The sequence below is a fragment of the Ningiella ruwaisensis genome (assembly GCF_004798935.1).
Taxonomy (GTDB): Bacteria; Pseudomonadota; Gammaproteobacteria; order Enterobacterales; family Alteromonadaceae; genus Glaciecola; species Glaciecola ruwaisensis.
In genome coordinates, this window is the sequence record NZ_RAHT01000007.1 from 185,171 (window position 1) to 205,907 (window position 20,737).

Here is a 20,737-nt window from a genome sequence, read left to right on the forward strand (position 1 = left end):
GCTGATTATTTATCTTTAAACCACTACTTATCAACCGCGTAAGTCTGCTCGTCCAACTCTGAGGCATCTGCTGGATTTTTCTGTTCTTTCTGCCCCTTCTTCCCTCTGAAAGCGGTTTTGATATCGTCCAAAATCATATATAAAGACGGCACTAGCAGCAAGGTGATAACAGTCGCAAACAAGATGCCAAAGGCAAGCGAGATAGCCATTGGGATAACAATTTGTGCCTGTAAGCTTCGTTCAAACACAATGGGCAGCAATCCCATGAAGGTCGTTAACGACGTTAACACAATCGCTCTGAAACGCTGTGTGCCAGCACTTACAGCCGCATCTATTAACGAGCGCCCTTCTCTTCTTGCACGGTTTACAAAATCTACCATGATAAGCGAATCGTTTACCACCACGCCGGCAAGCGCAATGATGCCGCATATTGATAAAACACTCACCGCTTTACCTAGTAACAAATGACCAAAAATCGCGCCCACCATACCAAACGGAATAACAGACATGATGATCAGCGGCTGCGAATAGGATTTAAGCGGAATGGCCATTAACGCAAATATGGCTAAAAGTGCAAATAAAAAGCCTTGCGCCAAAGAGACCATGGCTTCACCCTGCTCGCGAGAATTCCCTTGAAGTTCAAAGTTAACACTGGGGTAACGTTCAAGTAATTCCGGGATCACGTTTTCACGGACATCGTTTGTTACCTCGCCCGGATCAATTAAGTCTTTGTTAACCGTTCCGCTTATTGTGATAGAGCGAGAGCCATCTACACGAATGATGCTTGAATATCCTTCAGCAAGCGTAATATCGGCAACCTGTCTGAAGGGAATATCGTCACCGTTGGGTGCGCGCACGCGCATATTCTCAAGATTACCAATCGAGTTACGCTGATCTTGGGGATAGCGCACCATCACTTTAACCTCTTCGTCTCCGCGCTGGATACGTTGCGCTTCGGCGCCAAAAAAGCCATAGCGCACTTGTTGAGCAAGCTGTGATAAGGAAATACCCAGGGCCTCCGCCTGCGGTTTTACCTCTAACTGAATTTCATCACTGCCGCCACTGAAAGTGTCGTTCACTTCGCTGATGCCGGTATAAGCATCTAAATATGCCCGTAAATCTTTGGTAATATTTTGAAGCTGTTGCAAATTGCTCGAACTGAATTGAAAAGCGAAGTCAGCGCCACCGCCCGGTCCGCCAGCGCCACCGATTGATAAGGTGCGAATGCCTGCCATTTCAGGAACTTTTTTGCGCCAGACTTCCTGAATCTGTTTGTCGGTTAATTCACGCGTTTCACCTTTTGTTAGCTCAATAAACAGCTGACCTGCCAAAGGACCGTTATCAAATGCTAAAAAATGCTTGATCACACCTGCGCCTGTTTCCTCAGCCAGTTCGTTATCCATTTCTATCGCAGCGTTCATTAAGTTGGTAATCGCTTGGTCACGCTGCTTTAGGGAACTACCGGCTTCCATTTCAACACTGGCAATAACAAAATCTGACGGGATATCCGGGAAAAAGACGAAGCGAACAAGGCCGCTTGCAAAAAGGCCGATTGTGAGGATCAACAGAGCGACAAAGGCTGCCAATGTAGTGTATCGATATTTGATTGCCTTTATTAAAAATGGTGCATATTTATTGTTGATAAAGCCTTTGAGTCTATCGTTGAAGCGTTCACGCATTTTTTGAAAGCGGTTTGCAGTGGCACGATCATAGGGTTTTACTTTCATATTCGCCAAATGCGCGGGCAAAATCAGCTTTGATTCAATCAAAGAAAATACCAAGCATAAAATAACCACTAGCCCGATAGTTTTCCAGATAACACCGAAAGTTCCCGACACCATTAACATAGGCGAAAATGCAGCAATAGTTGTCAGGACCCCAAAAGTCGCAGGCATCGCAACGCGTTTGACTCCACGAATAATGTTATCCACACTGTGACCGTGTTTATCCATTTCGCTATAAGCCGATTCCCCCATAATAATAGCGTCATCAACAACGATACCCAGCACCAAGATAAACCCAAACAAACTCAGCAAATTAATGGAAATATCAAAATATTCCATGGGCATTAACATTAGCGTGCCTAAAAAACACACCGGCAAGCCAACTATGACCCAGAACGCGAGTTTGATTTTCAAAAATAGTGACAAGACCAAAAAAACAAGCAGCGCACCAAAAAACATATTTTCAAGCATCATAGACAAGCGATCAGCCAAATAAAACGAGCTGTCGCCCCAAGAATCTGCACTCACATTTTGAGGAAGCTCTCCCCGCTTTTTGTCTAGATATTCATTTACACGTTCGGAAATTTCGAGGGCATTCTGATCACCCACCGCTCTTACCCGAATGCTCATGGCGGGTTTGCCGTCAAATAATGCGTACTGGTTATCTTCGATAAAGCCGTCGTTGATTGACGCGATGTCGCCAAGCAATAAACGTGTACCGTCAGCCTGGTTTATCAGAGGAATACTGGCAAATTCCCAAGCGGTATACGCCTGACCTTTAGCGCGCAATAGAATGTCACCGTTTTCGCTTTTAATCGAACCACCGGGAATATCTATACTTGTTGCACGAATCGCTCTGACCACCTCATCGAAGGTGAGATCATAAGCCTGAAGTTCATTTTCAGAAATTTCAACAGATACTTCATAATCTCGCGCGCCAAACACGCTTACATCAGACACCCCATTTAAATTCGCGATTTCATCGCGCATCGACTTGGTAATTTCTTTAAGCTCACGCTCGCTTACATTTCCATGAACCGATACCCAAAGTACGTCTTGGGGTACTTTTACCCGATAAACAACCGGCTTTTCAGTATTTGCGGGGAAAGAGGGAATGGCATCAACTTGTACTTTTACTTCATCAAGCATGTCTTGTACATCGTAGTCGTCTTCAACTTCAATGCTTACCGAGCCTAAGCCTTCACGTGCAGTGGAGGTAATTTTTTTAATCCCCTCAAGGTTCTTTACCGCTTCCTCTATTTTAAGAATTACGCCCTCTTCAACTTCTTGGGGTGCTGCGCCAAGATAAGGCACCTGTACCACTACATTATTGATGATAAATTGAGGAAAGATTTTCTTTTGGACTTGAATGATGCCAAAAATGCCGCCTACAATAATAGATACCATTAACAGGTTAGCCGCAACAGAGTTGCGGGCGAACCATGCAATGATGCCGCTTTTAGTATCTATGTGCTCACTCATTAGTTGACCTCATTAGCGTTAACTTGGGCTTTTACTGCTGACGAAGAATCGGATTCGCTCGGCGGTTCATCCAGGGTTCTAACGGGCATTCCATCATAAGGGTTTGAGACAGCCGACAGAACAACATCATGGTTGCGTTCAAGCCCACCGCCAATGTAGACAAAATCCTCATCCGTGCGAACAACATCCACCTGATTTATCTGAATTTCAGAATTCTCATCAACGGTCAACACCGTACCATCGAGTCTCAAAACAAAACGAGGAAGCTTTACGATGTCGTTCATCTGCACACCACTGATTTCAGCGCTAACAAATCGTCCAAACTTAAGGGGGGTGAAGTCTGCGCTCGCGCCTGTTGAATCGTTCAATCGATACGGGTCTGTAACCTCAACTACACCATAAATCACGCGACGATTTTCATCCAGAACAGCCTCATCACGAACAAGGCGCCCTTCCCAAAAATGGCGTTTGCCGGCCACATCAGCACTTAAGGTCACGCGTGGTTGCTCTTCGCGCACGTTGCCAATAAAAGCCACATCATCATCAGTTAAAGGCAGGCGAACTTCAGCAACATCAGTCGCAAATACCTCACCAATTTGTCCACCCAATGGGATAAACTGGCCAAGATCAACATTTCGGGATTTAACTAAACCATCATAGGGAGCACGAATTTTTGTTCGTTCCAGATTTCGCTTAGCGCGCTGAAAATTAGCCTGAGCGGCCTTTAAATTGGCCTGTTCACGCGCAAGTTGTGGCTTTCTCAAACCTAATTCAGGTGGAGCGCCCGAATTAAAAGAGCTCCATTCCTTTTCCGCCACTCGGCCGCGCGCAATCTCTTCTTCAAGAGCGGCTTGAGCTCTTGCCAATTCAGCTTCTGCCAAGAGTAAATCTGTTTCATAATCAACTGCTTCTAATTCGACAAGAACATCGCCTTTGTTGAAAAAGCCACCTTCAATAAAATTATCCGCGATAGATACCACTTTTCCACTGACCTGTGTACTCAGCATAGTGCGATTTTTAGGTTGGACAGGACCTTGCGCATAAACTAAAAAGTCCACGTTGTTAAATTCGATGGGAGCCGCATCGACGAGGAATTTGGGAGTTTCAACTTCTTTTTTCTCAGGTTCAGGGCGCGACATTGCCATTACTATCGCCAAAACCACTGCACCGACTAAAATAAAAATCGGAACGCCTACTTTTTTTAAACCGCCTGCCATCAATCTTACCTTGAATTATATTTTTGCTTTAACGATATAGTATACAAGGCAAGCGATTAATTGGGTTAGTCTCTAATCGTAAACTTCTGCGACAAGAGCAACAATTTTGTGTCTAAATGTAACAGAATGCCATATATCGACAATCAACTCAGATACTGACACCATTTAGTCCCTCCGAAGGATACAACTAACAAAGCAATGGTCTGGCTTTTTCAATATTTCACCAATGGCATCAACTGGGTTGAAGTTTTTACAGATCGCGTTGAAATTGAAGTACTAAAACGTGCAATGCCGGGTAATTTTGATAGCTCTTTACGAAGCAAATCATCTAAACGCTGCATGTTAGTTGCAGCTATTTCGAGCAAGTAGTCAAAATCTCCGGTTACCGCATCACAACGCAGAATATTAGGATGAGATGATACTGCTTTTTCAAAGGCTTCTGACTCATTAAAGTTAAGGACAACATGCACAAAGGCACGAATTTCAATACCTAAAGCCTGTGCATTGAGCTCTGTGTGATAGCCATTAATAATGCCCTCACGCTCAAACATTTTTACACGATTCCAACAAGGCGTTTTTGATAAGCCTACTTCTTCAGCTAATTCGGAAAATGACACCCGAGCCGAGCGCTCTAGCCGCGTTAGCATTTCAATATCATTTTTAGTCAATTGCATAGTTGTCCTACTCACGTTTTTGCGACAATACAGAACGTTGTTTATAAATAACATACTTTTTAAGAATGAACTCTCAATTTAATGAAAAAATGACAAACATATTGCAACAATGTTTTTAAAAAATCGCCGATACTATATGACTGTTTAATCAATAACACTATTTTCACAAATGTGATTCGTCTCGTCATTTTTAGGAGTTAGTCTGCATGAAATCTGGTAAATCCCATAAAACCTTAAGCAAACAGGAGTATTACGAGATGATTGAGTCGCCCGACATGCTCGATTATGGGGTTTATCTAAATTGCGACAAACTGTTAGCGTGTCAAAAGCCTTTAAATGGCCTTGCGACAAACGATGAACTGCAATTTCAAATTGTTCATCAAGTGGAAGAACTATGGATGAAGCTTATTGCGTTTACCCTTGTCGACATTATGCAATACATGGAACAAAAGCAAAGTCATCGGGTGATCACGCTGTTTAAGCGCGTTCATCGTCTTCAACAAATGATGACAGATCAGCTCGCCATCCTTGAGACCATGTCTCCGAAAGAATATCAGCAAATTCGATTGCAGCTTGGTAACGGCAGTGGCCAAGAAAGTCCGGGCTTTCGTACTTTGCTTAAAATGCCACAAGATTTATGGACGCATTTTGTCAATGCCTATTTGGACGGTGGAAGTATCAGCATTGATAGTATTTACGACGAAGACTATAGCCATGACGAAAAATACGCAGTTGCTGAAGCGCTTATTGAGTTTGATGAGCTTTTTCAATTATTCAGATGGCGACATTTGTTCCTCATCCATCGTAGTATAGGACTGGGATCTGACTCCTTAAAAGGCCGGCCTGTAGACTTATTACAAAGTGGCGCGAGCAAGCGCTTTTTTCCAGCGCTATGGGAAATACGAAGTAAAATGACTAATCGCTGGGGAAGTGAATATGGCAAAGTGCGCCCTTCCATTAGTAAAGGGCATTGAGATGTCGCGCTACGCTCATTATTTTATCAAACCACAGGGGGTTTATGCACTCTCCCACTCTGTCGGTCCAATGACGCTCGCAGCAAAAGAGGCGATTCAAAATCATTATATAAACCAATGGGAAGAACACGGTGGCGATGCATGGGCATACTGGCTAGAACAAATTTCTAAGTTCAATGTTCAACTAGCCAGCCTGCTAAATGTGCAAGCTGAAGAAATTTGTCCGCAACCCTCAGTATCACTTGGCTTTTCTTTGTGGCTAAGTGCGGCTCTAAAAGCCTTTAAATCAGACAAACCACGCACAATTTTAATGCACAAGTCTGCGTTTCCGTCGCTAGGCTTTGCCGTTCATGGCTTGTCTGAGACATACAATATCAAATGTGTATTTGTTGATGGCGATCCTAATAATCTAAGCGCATGGGAAAGTGCTTTAATAGCGCATAAGCCCTTTGCGTGTTTATTTACGCATGCGCATAGCAATACCGGCCACCTGTCGGATATTAAGATGCTTGTAGCGCTTGCAAGACAGCACAATACACTTATCGCGGTCGATATTGCGCAATCGGTTGGCATTATTCCTATCGACCTGAAAAGCTGGAAAGTCGATTGCGTTGTTGGTAGCTGTGTTAAGTGGCTAAGCGGTGGACCGGGTGCCGGATTTATATGGTTGCCGAAAGAATCGATTAAACATTATTTGCCTGATCATGTCGCTTGGTTTTCGCACGAAAATCCCTTTGATTTTGATATTCAACACTTCAATTACCACCCTGATGCACGCCGGTTTTGGGGCGGCACACCGAATGTACAAAGTTACATAGCGGCTGCGGCATCTATTGAGTCGTTAGCAGAAATTGGCATTGACACTTTGCGAAAATACAACCGCGAGTTAATAGCGCAGTTTCTTAGTAACTATCCTCATAAAATTCCTTCGCATTATCAGCAGAATAGCTATTCTGCAACCCTCTGCTTACCATTGCCTGCTAATCAGGCCGATAGAATCTTAAAGAAATTACAACAAGCAGATGTAAAGTTTGACGAAAGATATAGCACTATTCGTCTGTCTTTCAGCGCAATTAATACGCTTGATGATGTTGCACTTATTCAGGCCTGCACCAAATAATGACCATGTTGTAAAAAATCGCAAAAGTGATTAATAAAGCATCACCTACGCCTGCCGATACGATATTACCCAGTGCCGATGATTTAGTAATATTTTGAGGACGTGCAACGTATTTTTTCCATTTCTATTTTCTTAGTTCGCGTAACTTTATTGACGGGCTGTAATCGTGAGCAAGAAAGACAGGCTTTCACTGTTCTAAATGCCAACTGGCTTAATTTTTATCCTCTGTTTCATTTTTGTTGTTTCTATCTTTTCTATTACGCAATTGAAGCGGAGCATTGACGTGCAACATAACTTTATCAAGTTGCGACTTTTGCCAAAAATAATGCTCCCTTTTGCCTTATTGTTAGCCCTGCTTACCCACAGTACCGCTTCAATATTGCTCAATATATTCGCGCAAAAGCAAATGGAAGCGGCACAATCAAGCATTAAACAATCAGCAAGTCAGGTTGCAATGCTGTTTGACAAGGATACCAACGAAGAAGATTTGTCGCGTATTGTAACAATAGTTGCGCTTGCCGATAATGTTGAAAGAGCGCTTATCGTTGAACCGCAAAGCGATAGCATATTAGCATCCAGTCAGTTTAAATTTACTGATCTTGTAATATCTGACTTATCAGCAAACGCGGCAAGTGCGTATTCAATCGTTAAAAACAGTGGATGGCCTCAGTTTAGTCCCATCAAAAACCAAAGTTTTGCCTTTGCCTATCCAATCGCTGCCCTTCGTAAAAGTAAAATCTCTACCTTGGACTTTATATTACTGGTTGAATTTAACACTTACGATATAGATAAGCAGTTCGCAGAATACCGCAATAAGACGATTGTTATCTCAGTTTTGTTTTTTTGTTTATTAGTGTCAGCCCTTTATGCTCTGATATCCTGGTGCGTCAAACAACCATTGGACGTATTTAAACGGTACATCAAAAACGAAAGCGTAAAAAATACACATACACCGATTAGTTTGAACACAAGCGACGAGTTTGAAGATATCGCTAATGCCTATAACGAAATGTTAGTAGCAGAGCAAAAAAGCTTACAGGCAGCTGAGGAAGCCAAACAGCGGGCTGAAGATCTGGCAACCAAGAAGTCACAGTTTTTAGCGAACATGAGCCACGAATTGAGAACGCCCATTAATGGCATATTAGGATTAGCGCAGTTATGCGAACGTACCAATGTGAAGGAAGACTTGCATCGCTATCTGAATCAATTAACACACTCTTCAAATTTATTACTGTCTGTCGTTAATGACATACTGGATTTTTCACGCTTAGACGAAGACCGAACTCAACTGCATTATGAAAAAACGCCCTTAAGCTCCATTGTCAGAAGCGTGAGCAATTTAGTTCAGGTGATGGCTGATGAAAAAATGCTGAGTTTTAAAGTAGATGTTGCTCCCACGTGTCCATTTGAAGTGACGGTCGATCAAAAACGGCTTCAGCGTATCTTAATAAATCTGCTTAATAACGCTGTAAAATTTACGTCGAGCGGATCAATTTCATTTTCGCTTTCTTACGCATGGCCTGAAGACCTCAATAACGCCAAGGGAGAATTAATCTGCCGCGTAGAAGATACAGGCATTGGTATTAGTGAAAAACATCTACCTACTCTTTTCGACCCCTTCGAGCAAGCCGACACCTCAATTTCCCGAAACTACGGAGGAAGTGGTTTGGGGCTAGCGATCTGTAAAGAACTGGTAGCGCTAATGGGTGGAGATATAACGGTCCACTCCAAATTAGCTCAAGGCAGTTGTTTTACCGTAAGACTGCCTTGTAAAGGCATTCGTTTAAAAGACAGTCTCAAGAATGAAGGTTCATTAAACAAGATCCCGCATTTAATTTTTGATGAAGCCAATCATCCTCGCGCCAAACACTTTTGCGATACACTTAGTATGCTCTCAAACACATCAAATACAGTTTCGCTTAACGATATCACTCAGACACACTGTAAAGCACCTTATGTATTAGACGAAGTCGCTGTACTTGAATATCTCATTCAAGCTGCATGTTGCAAACAAATAAAAAGCGACGAAACACTTGATGCGACACAGCAGGCTCATGCTGCTAAAATACTTTTAGTTGAAGATAACGAAATAAATGCCATCGTGGCAAAAACAATGCTTGAAGAGCAACGATTTACAGTGCTTGTAACTGCAAATGGTGAAGAGGCGGTAAAAGCAGCCAAACAGCGCAAATTTGACGCCATTTTAATGGACATTCAAATGCCCGTAATGGATGGTTACGAGGCGACCCGACAAATACGAAAGCTTGATAAGCACATTCCCATTATCGCTCTGAGTGCTAACGTAATGGAAGAAGACCGGCAGCGCGCTATGGCCGCCGGAATGAATGACTATCTGCATAAACCGATTGTAAGAGAAAAGCTGAATTTGACGTTAAATAAATATATAAACCACTTTGAAAAAGCAAATTAATTTGTTTACTTATTTAATAAGCAAACACAATAATTTACCTATATAGCATATTCTTAACAGTTTTGGACACGTAGACACCTTACGCTATGACCTAAGCTTGAATTCTAAGCTTCAATCCTAGCCTTCAATCCTAAGTTTCAATCCTAAGTTTCAATCCTAAGTTTCAATCCTAAGTTTCAATCCTAAGTTTCAATAATAATGCACGATCTCAGCTTTTGTTTACCATAGGTAGATAAGCTAAGAAAATCGTCAATAGCAATGGGGATATGCTGGAAATCCATCGGATTATCATCATGCTCCAAATCAGGGTCATGAATGTACAAGCAGCTGTCATCAATGTGCGTGATACATACCCAATGCGGAATTTTTTTACCATCAAATTGATAGGTACTGATTAAGCAAATAATCGCCTTATTTGAATCCAGTGCGCCTTTTAATGCATTGATATCTAAATCGCTGTAAACAATCTCGATACCGCGGGCATGAGCTTTACTGACAAACTGCTGATGTACGGTTTGAAGCAAGGCTTTTTTATGCGCTGTTCGCACACCGTCAATGAATGGGACTTGCTGGGTATTTATGATCACTTTTGCCTTGGCACTATATTGCATAGCGGCAAGCGCCAAGCCAATTGGATGCGTTCCGCCGTGCCCGGAGGTCATATAGATGCTTGTGGCTTGTCGCCAGATATCCAGCTCGGTCTCTTGCGATAAGGCAATACCAAAACCTAAGGCCCTAAGCGACATCATTAAAGATGCACACCCACAGGTAAATGGTGTAGTTTGTTGATACCAAGGGAAGTCAGGCAAGCTTGCTAGCGAATGCGCCTGTTTAATGGCTTTTTGCATGCGGATCGCATCGGCGCCATCTTCATAATAAGCGCTGTAAGTACCAAAACGCTTATAACCCAATTTTTCATAAAGCGCGATTGCGTTTGTATTGTTAGTCGCGACTTCTAAACGCATGAATAGTCGTTCGCTGGCGAGCGCGCGCTCCTCTGCATCTAAAACGAGTTTTTTGGCAAGGCCCAAACCCCGCGCATGCTCATCAACAGCAATAGAATACAAGCGAGCGCTGCGCGAGCCTTTTCTCATAATAATGAGTGCATAAGCCAGTAAATTGGATGCAGGCTTGTCGTTTGCTGACTCAAGTGCGCCTGTTTCTTTTTTTACGAGCGCTGTATGGGCGACAGCTTTCTCCGCAACAGCTTTCTCTGCGACAATCAAAAAGGCATTCTGCGCATTGACCCAGTGCCTGAAACGGCGTTTACTTAACCTGTCGTTACTAAAACAAGCATTTTCCAGGTGAAGCAAGGCATCAATATCGTCGATCGATGCCAAGCGAATATGGGGAATAGAAGTATTAAGCTCTACGTTGGGTGAAGTTTTATCTTCAGACGTCATTTTAAATTGTGTTTGCATACTTTTTTTAGCCGCCATCATTGACGAACAACCTTAGCGCCCGCGCGCTTCAAGACGATTCGCAAACTCTTGCATAATGATCATGTACAATTCTTTGCCCAGATACAAATCTTCCACTTTCGATTCAAGGCTCGGATTATCGTTTACTTCTATAACATAAACCTGACCATTACTTTGCTTAACATCCACACCATACAAACCTCTACCCACAATAGCGCTCGCTTTAACCGCTGCATCTAAAACAGGCTTTGGTACCTCAAATGTTGGTAGCGTTTCAAAATCACCCGAAAAATGCTTTTTCGAACTGTGGTTATAAATTTGCCAATGATTTCTGGCCATATAATAGCGACAGGCATAAATGGCGCGACCGTTTAAGACCCCAATTCGCCAATCATACTCGGTATATACAAACTCTTGTATTAATACTAAGGCAGACTGCTTAAGCATATGCTCAAGTTTATCGGTAAGCTGTGATTCATCGTCGACTTTAAATACGCCAATTGAAAATGAGCTTTCAGGCAATTTTAAAACCATGGGAAAGCCAAATTGTGCAATTAAGCGCGCACGCGATTCTTCATCATTTGTTGATACAAAGGCGCTTTTGGGCGCGGGTACTTTGTTGTAGCTAAATGCATCGTGTAAAAAAACTTTATTACAACAACGTAAAATGGATGTGGCATCGTCAATCACCACTAAGCCCTCATTTTGCGCTTTGCGGGCAGCATGGTAAGTATGATGGTCAATAGCCGTGGTTTCGCGAATAAACAGCGCATCGTACTGCGAAATTAAATTAAGCTGCTTAGGCGTAATCAATTCGGCGTGAATACCCACTTGTGCAGCCGCCTTTATAAAGTTTTTAAGCGCCTTTGCATCACTTGGTGGGGTTTTCTCCTCTTCGTTATGCAAAATTGCCATGTCCCAGCGAGCGCGCTTTTTAGGCGATGTTTTACGCCAATTTGTATTGATGAACTGTTGTAAACGCTCAAACAATTTTGATTGTTGAACCTGATCAAGCGCACTTAAGCTAATAAGCTGTACGCTCACCGAAGTCACATTTTGTTCAACTTTTACACTTAATGACAAAACCGGAATCGGAAAACGCTCGAATACATATTTTGCAATACGCTGAACGGGAGCATATTCGGCATGACCAAAATATGCCAAAACCGATTTTGTACTTAATGCTTCTACTTCGCTCGACGTAAGCGATTGGCAAAGATGAGCCGGTAAAGTAATGCTATGGCTGTCGAAGTGCGCGTTGTCACTACGAATAATCAAATCATTGATTGTATTTACACTTGGCAACACGCGATGTTGACGCGCCTCGGCCAGAAGTGAACAGTAATAGCCGCGACTTAAATAAATATCGGTTGCGCATAAATTAATAACGCGCGTTTTCGGCTCCCCTTTTTTGGGGTAGTCAGACAAATATTGCGAAAATTCGATCACCGGCACGCCTAGTTCAGGCAATATGCTGCCCTCAGTCGTAAACTGAGATAAGCTGCTAAGGTCATCTACCACAACAAGCGTGTGGATCATGAAGGTATTCTCCAATTAAAAATCAGGGCGCATGCCATGGTTAAAACAGTGTAGCAGGCACCGCAAAAAAGTGAGCGAAATATAGACACAATTTGCAATTTAGCAAGCGGTTTTTGAGGCGTAAATGAAAATAAATTTTATGCGTAGAGACAAATAAGTCTTCGTTAATATTAACAGCCCAGAAACCCTTATTCCCATTTATCAACCATGAAGCTGTACTCTATTGTTATTGTCCTGTCTAAAGTTCCGACAGCATTATCGGCAAAACTAACAAGGAAAGATAAACGTGAAATTAATCTCTTATGCCATGGAGTAGCCGAATATACAGAATCGAGGTCGGGAGGGCTTATAGTTCTATACCCAGCTTTCAGGACCCCAAGAATTTCTACCTCATATTTTGTATATGTTCTTTCAATAGTGGAAAACAGTAGACGTGTATGAACTTACGAGACTTACAATAGAGAGGCTAAAAACTTAGTAAATGGCACAATGTTTTGCCCGACACTCGCCGCTTCTAAAGCTTGCATATATTCATCTCGTCGTTCGACAGGTACGACCGTCCAAGGGTAACCGCCTGAAGCCATCATTAAATTCATGATGAATCTTCCCATCCTGCCGTTACCATCTAAGTAAGGGTGGATGTAGACGAAAATGAAGTGCCCCAGTACCACTCTGACGGCCGCATTTTCCTCTTCTGCGAGTAAGGCAAAAAACGTCGGCATCATATCGCGAACTGCTTCTTTGCTTGGTGGAGTATGCATAGACTGGCGAATATAAACAGGCCCTAACCGGTAACCAGCCAAGTCTGACTGTTTAATGATACCGGCGGCAACACTTGGGCCAAATAAGGCGAGATACCAATCGCTGTGCGTCTGTTCCAATACATCGCCAGGGTTCTTACCTTCTAAGACTGCTAACACGGCATTTTTAACTTCCTGAAACGCATCCCAGTAGCCTCTAGCTGCCATGGCATCTAAGTGTTTTTTATTTTCGTCTGAGCCTTCAGCTTGCCACTTGCCAGAGCGAACCAGTTCAATCAATTGGCGTGTCACCCGATAGCCTTCAATGGACAGTGAGTGGTAGGCGTCTGTGACGTATTTGTCTTCCACCTCGGCCATGTAGGTTTCAATGTCGATGGCATGATATGGTTGTTCTGGAAAGTACGCGATAATACTTTCACGCATTTGCGCCCACATTAATCGCATGCGATTTACATAGGGCGAGACATCACGACGGCCAAAGCTGACCTGCACTTTTTCTACAAAAGGATCCTCCTGCTGCACTTTTAAATCGGCCGCTTGCATGCCCTTTAAAATATTGTCAGCAATCAGATCCCGGCCAATATTTCTGAAAGCCCCCACTAATCGGCCGGCAATCACGCTATGATTACCGGCAAGTAAAACGGATAGTACGTCAGATGCATCTGTCACCATTGATAAGGCAGTACGCATTTTAATGGGCGCACATTGAAACTGATTCGCCGAACAATAAACAAGTGCAGCCGCTAAGCTATATACATTAAGCCCGTCCAGGTTTTCAATGTGTTCTGTGGCTGGCATGTTCAACCTGACATCAAAAATTGAGGTGTTGTGCAAAAAGGCGGTGGGTTTATTGTTTCCTTTGGGCGAGCGCACGAGCAATTGCTGAGGCACGGTTCTATCGCCGATATGCAGGCTAATTGATTGCTCAGGTGATAGGCACCATGAACGGTCAAACCGTTCTGACAAATAGGCGCCGCAAAAATCCCAGAAAGATGCATACCAAGAAGTACTATCGCCCGGCTTTTCATCAGGCATCACAGGGATGTACCAGCCTCGGATGACTTCGCGAATAAACCCATGCTTCAATAGCCGCTCTCGATGCACTCTGCTGAGTTGCTTTGACTGGATGGCAACAACTCCTGACTCTTGAAGCTGTTGTAATTGCTCAAGCGAATCTGCTAGTTTTTGTGATATGTTATTCATGTTCGCTCCAACTATTACTCGTGATACTGACCAGTTATCAATCCTCACCACTAGGTTTTAGCGTTATATCATTTATAGGTTTTGTTGTCATTTTATTTATAGGTTTTAATGATTTATTGTTTTTAGGCTTTAATGCTCATTAGCTTGAAGAAGGACTTTTAATTACCAAATTATCATCGAACGATCAGGGCTTTTTCGACCTCATTCTTATCGAACAGTTGTGGCAACTGCTCTCAAACAATTTGGTCGAGTCATATGTCCACATTAATTACTAGTTTTCTTACGCGCTTTATTTTTTTAGTTCATGATGCAGCAATGGGCTGAAATTCGGCAAAAGTTATAATGGTAAAAAGGACGCTACACTATAATTAAAACATTATGCTCCAGTCAAAAAAAAGGCCTATGCAAAAGCAATAGGCCCTTTAATCAAATGTGGTTTCAACTACAAGGATGATTCTAGCTGAGGCAATACTTCAAATAGATCACCCACCAAGCCATAGTCAGCCACCTGAAATATCGGCGCTTCTTCATCTTTATTGATAGCGACAATCACTTTAGAGTCTTTCATGCCGGCCAAATGCTGTATCGCACCTGAAATTCCTACTGCAATGTAAAGGTCTGGCGCAACAATTTTACCTGTTTGCCCCACCTGCATATCGTTGGGAACAAAACCAGCGTCAACAGCCGCGCGGGATGCACCAATAGCCGCGCCAAGTTTGTCGGCAATTCCGTTTAAAAGGGCAAAATTTTCACCGTTTTGCATGCCACGCCCACCTGAAATGATCACATCGGCAGCCGTTAATTCCGGGCGCTCAGACTCGGTAAGTTCAGCGTTTAAAAAGCGGGACTTTTCTGATTTAATTGCATTGTCAATCGTTTCAATTTCTGCGTTACCATCATCACTTACCGCATCAAATGCTGATGCACGAACGGTCACAACTTTTACACTGTCGCTGCTTTGAACGGTGGCTATTGCATTACCTGCGTAAATCGGTCTCACAAAAGTGTCGGCCGACTCAACGGCTATAATATCGCTTATTTGCGCTACATCTAATAAGGCTGCCACGCGAGGCATAAAGTTCTTGCCAGTGGTGGTTGCAGCGGCAAATATGTGCGTATAACCTGAAGCAAGGGAAACCACTAAATCAGCGATATTTTCAGGAAGTTGGTGGCCGTACACCGCATCGTTTGCCAATATGACTTTGTTGATGCCGCTAAGCTTTGCGGCCGCCTGAGCTACCGCTTCGCACTGTTGCCCGGCAACTAATACTGTCACGTCGTCACCCACTGCTTTTGCAGCAGTGACCAGTTTATTGGTTTCTGGCTTTAGCACTTCATTATCGTGCTCTGCGTATACAAGAACAGTCATGAGATCACCTTTGCTTCGTTTTTAAGCTTGTCTACAAGCTCTTCTACACTAGCCACTTTAATCCCGCCTTGTCGTTGCGGCGGTGGCGTAACTTTTATAAATTTAACCTTGGAGCTAAGATCTACACCTAAATCCCCGGCTGATTGCACATCAATCGGTTTACGCTTTGCTTTCATAATATTGGGAAGAGAGGCATAACGAGGTTCGTTTAAACGAAGGTCGGTAGTAACCACTGCGGGTAAATCTAATTCAACTGTTTGTAAACCGCCGTCAATTTCACGCGTAACAACCGCTTTGCCATTTTCAATTTTTAACTCTGACGCAAAGGTGCCTTGTGGCATTCCCGTTAGCGCTGCCAGCATTTGTCCGGTTTGATTATTATCTGAATCAATAGACTGCTTGCCTAATATGACTAAATCAGGTGATTCAGCTTCTACCACCTTTTTGAGCAATTTAGCGACTTGCAAAGAATCAAGCGACACGCCTGCTTCGGTTTCAATGTGGATGCCGCGGTCAGCGCCTAATGCCAAGCCGGTTCGAATCTGTTCCTGAACGGCTTTTTCACCAATAGACACTACAACCACTTCGGTAGCGTCGCCTTTTTCTTTTAAACGAATCGCTTCTTCTACCGCAATTTCGCAAAACGGATTGATTGCCATTTTTACGTTATTCAGGTCTACCCCAGAATTATCTGGCTTCACACGCACTTTCACGTTGTAATCAATGGCGCGTTTCACCGGCACTAATACCTTCATATTATCCCCTAGTGACGTTCTATTTATAGATACTCAATCATAAAATTAACTTGAGTATAGCCAGTAATCGCGGATCATGTAGCAAATCCTGCCAAAAATGATGCAGCGATTGATGACCAGTAATGCACTATGTACAAATAGCGCAGATAAATGTTAGTGCGCAATCTATAGAGAGTTGACGTAAACGTCAACCTGCATTACCTTTCACACACTTAGATTTTACAACGTTTTGACATTTTGTAATATTCGTTTAGCGAATACTCCTCTATAAGCTGTCAATTCTAGTGCGCAACTTTGTTCGCACCTTTCGTATGTAATAAAGCAAAACGGAGTCCGTAATGGAAAGAGAAGTGATGGAGTTTGACGTAGTAGTTGTGGGTGCAGGCCCATCAGGATTATCAACTGCCATTAAACTCAAGCAATTAGCTGCCGAAAATGACACAGATATAAATGTATGTGTATTGGAGAAAGGCTCCGAAGTGGGTGCGCACATATTATCAGGTGCTGTTTTTGAGCCCAGAGCGCTTAAAGAACTATTTCCTGATTACAAAGAAAAAGGCGCTCCCTTAGGCGTTGAAGTGAAAGAAGATCACATTTACTTACTAAAAAGCGAGTCATCTTCTACCAAATTACCCAATGCAATCACGCCAAAAACCATGCATAACAATGGCAACTACATACTTTCAATGGCAAATATGTGTCGCTGGCTTTCAGAACAGGCCGAGGGCATGGGTATCGAGATTTACCCGGGCTTTACTGGCAGTGAAATTCACTACGAAGAAGATGGAAGCGTCGGCGGCATTATAACGGGTTCATTAGGTGTAGGCGAGGACGGCACAGAAAAAGACGGCTACGTACCTGGCATGCTATTAAAAGCAAAATACACTGTATTTGCCGAAGGTTGTCGCGGTCATTTGGGCAAATCTTTGATTAAAAAGTTTGCCTTAGATGAAGGTAAGCAAGCTCAGCACTACGCCATTGGTTTTAAAGAAGTGTGGGACATCCATGCCGAGCAGCATCAGGAAGGATTGGTTGTGCATACCGCTGGCTGGCCTTTAGATAAAGCTACTGGCGGAAGCTATCTCTATCATGGCGAAAATAATCAGGTTTACCTTGGTCTTATTGTTGACCTTAATTACGCCAACCCCCACCTGTCGCCCTTTGACGAGTTTCAGCGCCTGAAACACCATCCCATATTTGCAGAAACACTAAAAGGTGGAACTCGCGTGACTTATGGCGCGCGCGCGATTACAAAAGGCGGCTTTCAGTCTTTGCCAAAAATGACCTTCCCGGGCGGACTATTGGTTGGTTGTAACGCTGGTACCCTGAATTTTTCTAAAATCAAAGGTAATCACACGGCAATGAAATCGGGAATGTTGGCTGCTGAAGCGCTATTTACATGTTTGCAAAGTGATGAAAACAAGCAAGGGACGGAGCCAGAGTCTTACACCGAATTGTTCAAAAACTCCTGGCTATATGATGAGCTTTATCGCTCGCGAAATTTTGGCGCAGCCATTCACAAATTTGGCAACTTTTTTGGCGGTGCTTACAACACGCTTGATCAGAACATTTTTGGCGGTAAGTTACTCTTTAGCTTAACCGACAAAACGCCTGACTACGCGACTTTAAAAACCGCTGATGAAATGCCAAAAATTGACTATCCCAAACCAGACGGCGTATTGAGTTTCGACAAACTTTCATCGGTATATTTATCGAATACCAATCATGAAGAAGACCAGCCCTGTCATCTTAAGCTTCTCGATCCGAGTATTCCGATTAGCGTAAATCTACCTAAGTACAATGAACCGGCACAGCGATATTGCCCGGCAGGTGTTTACGAAGTGGTCGAAACGGATGAAGGCGACAAACGTTTTCAAATTAATGCGCAAAATTGTGTGCATTGTAAAACCTGCGATATTAAAGACCCATCACAAAATATACAGTGGGTGGTGCCTGAAGGTGGCGGTGGTCCAAACTATCCGAACATGTAGCGCTTAGAAGCGAGTACTTAAAGAATGCAGATGGAACACGGACTATTTTATCAAACGCATGGTAAGCAAAGCGACAATGAGCCTGCTTTAGTGCTGATACACGGCTTGTTTGGTAATTCTGATAATTTATCGGTTATTCGACGGCATTTTGAGGATTCGCATTTTGTCGTCTCGATTGATTTGCCCGATCATGGCAAATCGGTTCGCAGTCAAAGCTTTAGTTTTGAAGATTATACAAAACGTGTCTGCCTGCTGATTAGTGAATTGAAAATCAAACACTGCGTGCTTATTGGGCACTCTTTAGGAGGTAAGGTCGCTATGCTGGTCGCTAAATCTCTGTCAAATAGTCAGGTTTCGGCTGGCGCTACACAAAACGGGGATAGAGAGAACAAAAACGCGCAAAGCAAAGGCATTCAACCCAAAGAGACTAAGCATTCTTCAGCGTCTGCAATTGTAGATAAACTTATAGTGTTGGACATTGCCCCTGTGCCCTATCCTGCTCGTCATCACAAGGTATTTAAAGGCCTAAAAGCGATAGACCTACAAGCCATTTCCAGTCGCAGTGATGCATCAAACATACTTGCCAATGAGCTTGAAGATAAAGGAACGCAAGCCTTTTTGTTAAAAAGCTTATATCAGGATGATAATGGCGATTGGCAATGGCGATTTAATCTTGAACTCATTATGCGAGATTATGCGCAACTCAGCGATTGGAATGAGAGCGGTTTGGTTTACGATGGGCCTACCTTATTTATGGTTGGCGGCGAATCTAACTACGTAATGCCAGAGCATCAATCCACCATTTTAGCCCAGTTTCCACAGGCTACCGCAAAGGTGGTTCCTGCTGGCCACTGGCTACACGCTCAAAAACCACAGATTGTTAACGCGCTTATCACAAAGTTTTTACGTGGTTAATATTCTATACGCTTTTGTCTATCTAAATCCTGTTTGAAGCGTTGAAATTCGGCATTTTTGCTCAATATTCAAAGTAAATTATGATAGCATCCGCTTCCATATTTATGGTTAAACATGACTGAATGCGTGGGTCGACATCAATTATCAGTTACCCTTTAGGTTATTAGTCATTTAGCTCATTTAGAACTAGGATGCTGGTTAAGATATGTCACCTGAGATGTTTCAACGCGTCGAAGCAATCGCGCTAAATATAGGACTAGTGCTTCTTTTTGCACTCATGTTTTTTGCGGTTCACGATGTACTTAAAAAAAACGACGTGCCCAAAGTCGGTCGTTTTGTAGCTTACGGTGTTCTAGGATTAGGCGCAGCAGGATTTGTGGCAAAAGGCATTATTCAGCTTTTTTGGCAGTCTCAGGGAATATCGTAAACAAATTTATAAATTTTGGAGTAGAACTGAATGGCAAGTGTAGGCCTATTTTTTGGAAGCGATACTGGTAATACAGAACACATTGCTAAAATGATTCAAAAAGAATTAGGTAAGCACCTCATTGAGGTAAAAGACATAGCAAAGAGCACTAAAGAAGAGATTGCTGAGTTTGATTTGCTAATGTTTGGCATACCGACCTGGTACTATGGCGAAGCGCAGTGCGACTGGGATGATTTTTTCCCGGAGCTGGAAGAAATAGATTTTGAAGACAAGCTTGTCGCCATATTTGGTTGTGGTGACCAAGAAGACTATGCTGAATACTTTTTAGACGCCATGGGCATGATACGCGATATTGTGGAACCTAAAGGTGCTATTTTAATTGGTAAATGGCCAACAGAAGGCTACGACTTTGAAGCCTCAAAAGGGATGGCGGATGATGACCATTTTGTTGGTTTGGGAATCGATGAAGACCGTCAGCCAGAACTAACTGAAGAGCGCGTTAAAGCCTGGTGCGCGCAAATAAAAGAAGAGATGTGTCTTTCAGAACTGGAATAAACACACTCTAGTAACGTCAGTCTTTTTTACAAAGATAAATAAGTGCACCCTTGGTTATTGCTTAACCATATGAAATTACTATAATTTATTTTTTGGCGTCTTTCTTGCTGGTTGTGGAGATTCGTGTTGTAAGTACTTTTCACTACAACTGGATATTAATTATCATTATGTCGGCTCTG

15 protein-coding genes are annotated in these 20,737 nt (G+C 42.9%); 7 read left to right on the forward strand and 8 right to left on the reverse strand.

What is annotated here, in order from left to right:
- Nucleotides 1-23 precede the first annotated feature (23 nt).
- From D6V41_RS14935 to D6V41_RS14945, 3 genes are all read right to left on the reverse strand, one after another.
- On the reverse strand, nucleotides 24-3,206 hold the full coding sequence (locus tag D6V41_RS14935) for an efflux RND transporter permease subunit (protein WP_136252336.1): 3,183 nt from the start codon (nucleotides 3,204-3,206) through the stop codon (nucleotides 24-26).
- On the reverse strand, nucleotides 3,206-4,423 hold the full coding sequence (locus D6V41_RS14940) for an efflux RND transporter periplasmic adaptor subunit (protein WP_136252337.1): 1,218 nt from the start codon (nucleotides 4,421-4,423) through the stop codon (nucleotides 3,206-3,208). The genes D6V41_RS14935 and D6V41_RS14940 overlap by 1 nt, the downstream gene beginning before the upstream one ends.
- Before the next feature lie 212 nt (nucleotides 4,424-4,635).
- The gene (locus D6V41_RS14945) at nucleotides 4,636-5,097 is read right to left on the reverse strand and encodes an Lrp/AsnC family transcriptional regulator (protein ID WP_136252338.1); all 462 of its coding nucleotides are present in this window, start codon (nucleotides 5,095-5,097) and stop codon (nucleotides 4,636-4,638) included.
- A 206-nt stretch (nucleotides 5,098-5,303) separates the two neighbouring features.
- Between D6V41_RS14945 and D6V41_RS14950 the strand changes: the two genes are divergently transcribed.
- The 3 genes from D6V41_RS14950 to D6V41_RS14960 all read left to right on the forward strand — a co-directional run bounded on the left by D6V41_RS14950 (nucleotide 5,304) and on the right by D6V41_RS14960 (nucleotide 9,622).
- Nucleotides 5,304-6,071, forward strand: coding sequence for a tryptophan 2,3-dioxygenase family protein (locus tag D6V41_RS14950; protein WP_136252339.1), 768 nt, complete (start codon nucleotides 5,304-5,306; stop codon nucleotides 6,069-6,071).
- The gene (locus tag D6V41_RS14955) at nucleotides 6,034-7,191 is read left to right on the forward strand and encodes an aminotransferase class V-fold PLP-dependent enzyme (protein WP_136252340.1); all 1,158 of its coding nucleotides are present in this window, start codon (nucleotides 6,034-6,036) and stop codon (nucleotides 7,189-7,191) included. The genes D6V41_RS14950 and D6V41_RS14955 overlap by 38 nt, the downstream gene beginning before the upstream one ends.
- A 283-nt stretch (nucleotides 7,192-7,474) precedes the next feature.
- On the forward strand, nucleotides 7,475-9,622 hold the full coding sequence (locus D6V41_RS14960; RefSeq protein ID WP_168711054.1) for an ATP-binding protein: 2,148 nt from the start codon (nucleotides 7,475-7,477) through the stop codon (nucleotides 9,620-9,622).
- Nucleotides 9,623-9,804: 182 nt separating this feature from the next.
- Here D6V41_RS14960 and D6V41_RS14965 read toward each other — a convergent pair whose 3' ends face one another.
- The 5 genes from D6V41_RS14965 to D6V41_RS14985 form a co-directional block, all read right to left on the reverse strand.
- Nucleotides 9,805-11,043, reverse strand: a complete 1,239-nt coding sequence (locus D6V41_RS14965) for a GNAT family N-acetyltransferase/peptidase C39 family protein (RefSeq protein WP_241664559.1) — start codon at nucleotides 11,041-11,043, stop codon at nucleotides 9,805-9,807.
- Between the two features lie 33 nt (nucleotides 11,044-11,076).
- A complete protein-coding gene (locus D6V41_RS14970; protein ID WP_136252342.1) occupies nucleotides 11,077-12,582 on the reverse strand; it encodes a RimK family protein in 1,506 nt (501 codons plus the stop codon).
- A gap of 452 nt (nucleotides 12,583-13,034) precedes the next feature.
- Nucleotides 13,035-14,546: a Fic family protein gene (locus D6V41_RS14975; RefSeq protein WP_136252343.1), complete on the reverse strand. Its 1,512-nt coding sequence runs from the start codon at nucleotides 14,544-14,546 to the stop codon at nucleotides 13,035-13,037.
- 442 nt (nucleotides 14,547-14,988) lie between these two features.
- On the reverse strand, nucleotides 14,989-15,915 hold the full coding sequence (locus D6V41_RS14980; RefSeq protein ID WP_136252344.1) for an electron transfer flavoprotein subunit alpha/FixB family protein: 927 nt from the start codon (nucleotides 15,913-15,915) through the stop codon (nucleotides 14,989-14,991).
- A complete protein-coding gene (locus D6V41_RS14985; protein ID WP_136252345.1) occupies nucleotides 15,912-16,670 on the reverse strand; it encodes an electron transfer flavoprotein subunit beta/FixA family protein in 759 nt (252 codons plus the stop codon). Before D6V41_RS14985 ends, D6V41_RS14980 begins: the two co-directional genes overlap by 4 nt.
- A gap of 338 nt (nucleotides 16,671-17,008) precedes the next feature.
- Between D6V41_RS14985 and D6V41_RS14990 the strand changes: the two genes are divergently transcribed.
- The 4 genes from D6V41_RS14990 (at nucleotide 17,009) to fldA (ending at nucleotide 20,558) form a co-directional block, all read left to right on the forward strand.
- Nucleotides 17,009-18,661: an electron transfer flavoprotein-ubiquinone oxidoreductase gene (locus tag D6V41_RS14990; protein ID WP_136252346.1), complete on the forward strand. Its 1,653-nt coding sequence runs from the start codon at nucleotides 17,009-17,011 to the stop codon at nucleotides 18,659-18,661.
- A gap of 30 nt (nucleotides 18,662-18,691) precedes the next feature.
- Nucleotides 18,692-19,576, forward strand: coding sequence for an alpha/beta fold hydrolase (locus D6V41_RS14995; RefSeq protein WP_136252347.1), 885 nt, complete (start codon nucleotides 18,692-18,694; stop codon nucleotides 19,574-19,576).
- Between the two features lie 205 nt (nucleotides 19,577-19,781).
- Complete coding sequence (locus D6V41_RS15000; protein ID WP_136252348.1) at nucleotides 19,782-20,003, forward strand: DUF2788 domain-containing protein; 222 nt, start codon at nucleotides 19,782-19,784, stop codon at nucleotides 20,001-20,003.
- A gap of 30 nt (nucleotides 20,004-20,033) precedes the next feature.
- Entirely contained in the window at nucleotides 20,034-20,558 is a 525-nt protein-coding gene (gene fldA / locus D6V41_RS15005; RefSeq protein WP_136252349.1) for a flavodoxin FldA, read from the forward strand.
- The last annotated feature ends 179 nt before the right edge of the window (nucleotides 20,559-20,737 follow it).

What these genes read in the sequence shown, in the direction of transcription:
- D6V41_RS14990 (WP_136252346.1), top strand. Translation starts at nt 17,009, where the DNA reads ATGGAAAGAGAAGTGATGGAGTTTGACGTAGTAGTTGTGGGTGCAGGC.
- D6V41_RS14935 (WP_136252336.1), bottom strand. Translation starts at nt 3,206, where the DNA reads ATGAGTGAGCACATAGATACTAAAAGCGGCATCATTGCATGGTTCGCC.
- fldA (WP_136252349.1), top strand. Translation starts at nt 20,034, where the DNA reads ATGGCAAGTGTAGGCCTATTTTTTGGAAGCGATACTGGTAATACAGAA.
- D6V41_RS14980 (WP_136252344.1), bottom strand. Translation starts at nt 15,915, where the DNA reads ATGACTGTTCTTGTATACGCAGAGCACGATAATGAAGTGCTAAAGCCA.
- D6V41_RS14975 (WP_136252343.1), bottom strand. Translation starts at nt 14,546, where the DNA reads ATGAATAACATATCACAAAAACTAGCAGATTCGCTTGAGCAATTACAA.
- D6V41_RS14950 (WP_136252339.1), top strand. Translation starts at nt 5,304, where the DNA reads ATGAAATCTGGTAAATCCCATAAAACCTTAAGCAAACAGGAGTATTAC.
- D6V41_RS14940 (WP_136252337.1), bottom strand. Translation starts at nt 4,423, where the DNA reads ATGGCAGGCGGTTTAAAAAAAGTAGGCGTTCCGATTTTTATTTTAGTC.
- D6V41_RS14965 (WP_241664559.1), bottom strand. Translation starts at nt 11,043, where the DNA reads ATGCAAACACAATTTAAAATGACGTCTGAAGATAAAACTTCACCCAAC.
- D6V41_RS14970 (WP_136252342.1), bottom strand. Translation starts at nt 12,582, where the DNA reads ATGATCCACACGCTTGTTGTGGTAGATGACCTTAGCAGCTTATCTCAG.
- D6V41_RS14955 (WP_136252340.1), top strand. Translation starts at nt 6,034, where the DNA reads ATGGCAAAGTGCGCCCTTCCATTAGTAAAGGGCATTGAGATGTCGCGC.
- D6V41_RS14945 (WP_136252338.1), bottom strand. Translation starts at nt 5,097, where the DNA reads ATGCAATTGACTAAAAATGATATTGAAATGCTAACGCGGCTAGAGCGC.
- D6V41_RS14985 (WP_136252345.1), bottom strand. Translation starts at nt 16,670, where the DNA reads ATGAAGGTATTAGTGCCGGTGAAACGCGCCATTGATTACAACGTGAAA.
- D6V41_RS15000 (WP_136252348.1), top strand. Translation starts at nt 19,782, where the DNA reads ATGTCACCTGAGATGTTTCAACGCGTCGAAGCAATCGCGCTAAATATA.
- D6V41_RS14995 (WP_136252347.1), top strand. Translation starts at nt 18,692, where the DNA reads ATGGAACACGGACTATTTTATCAAACGCATGGTAAGCAAAGCGACAAT.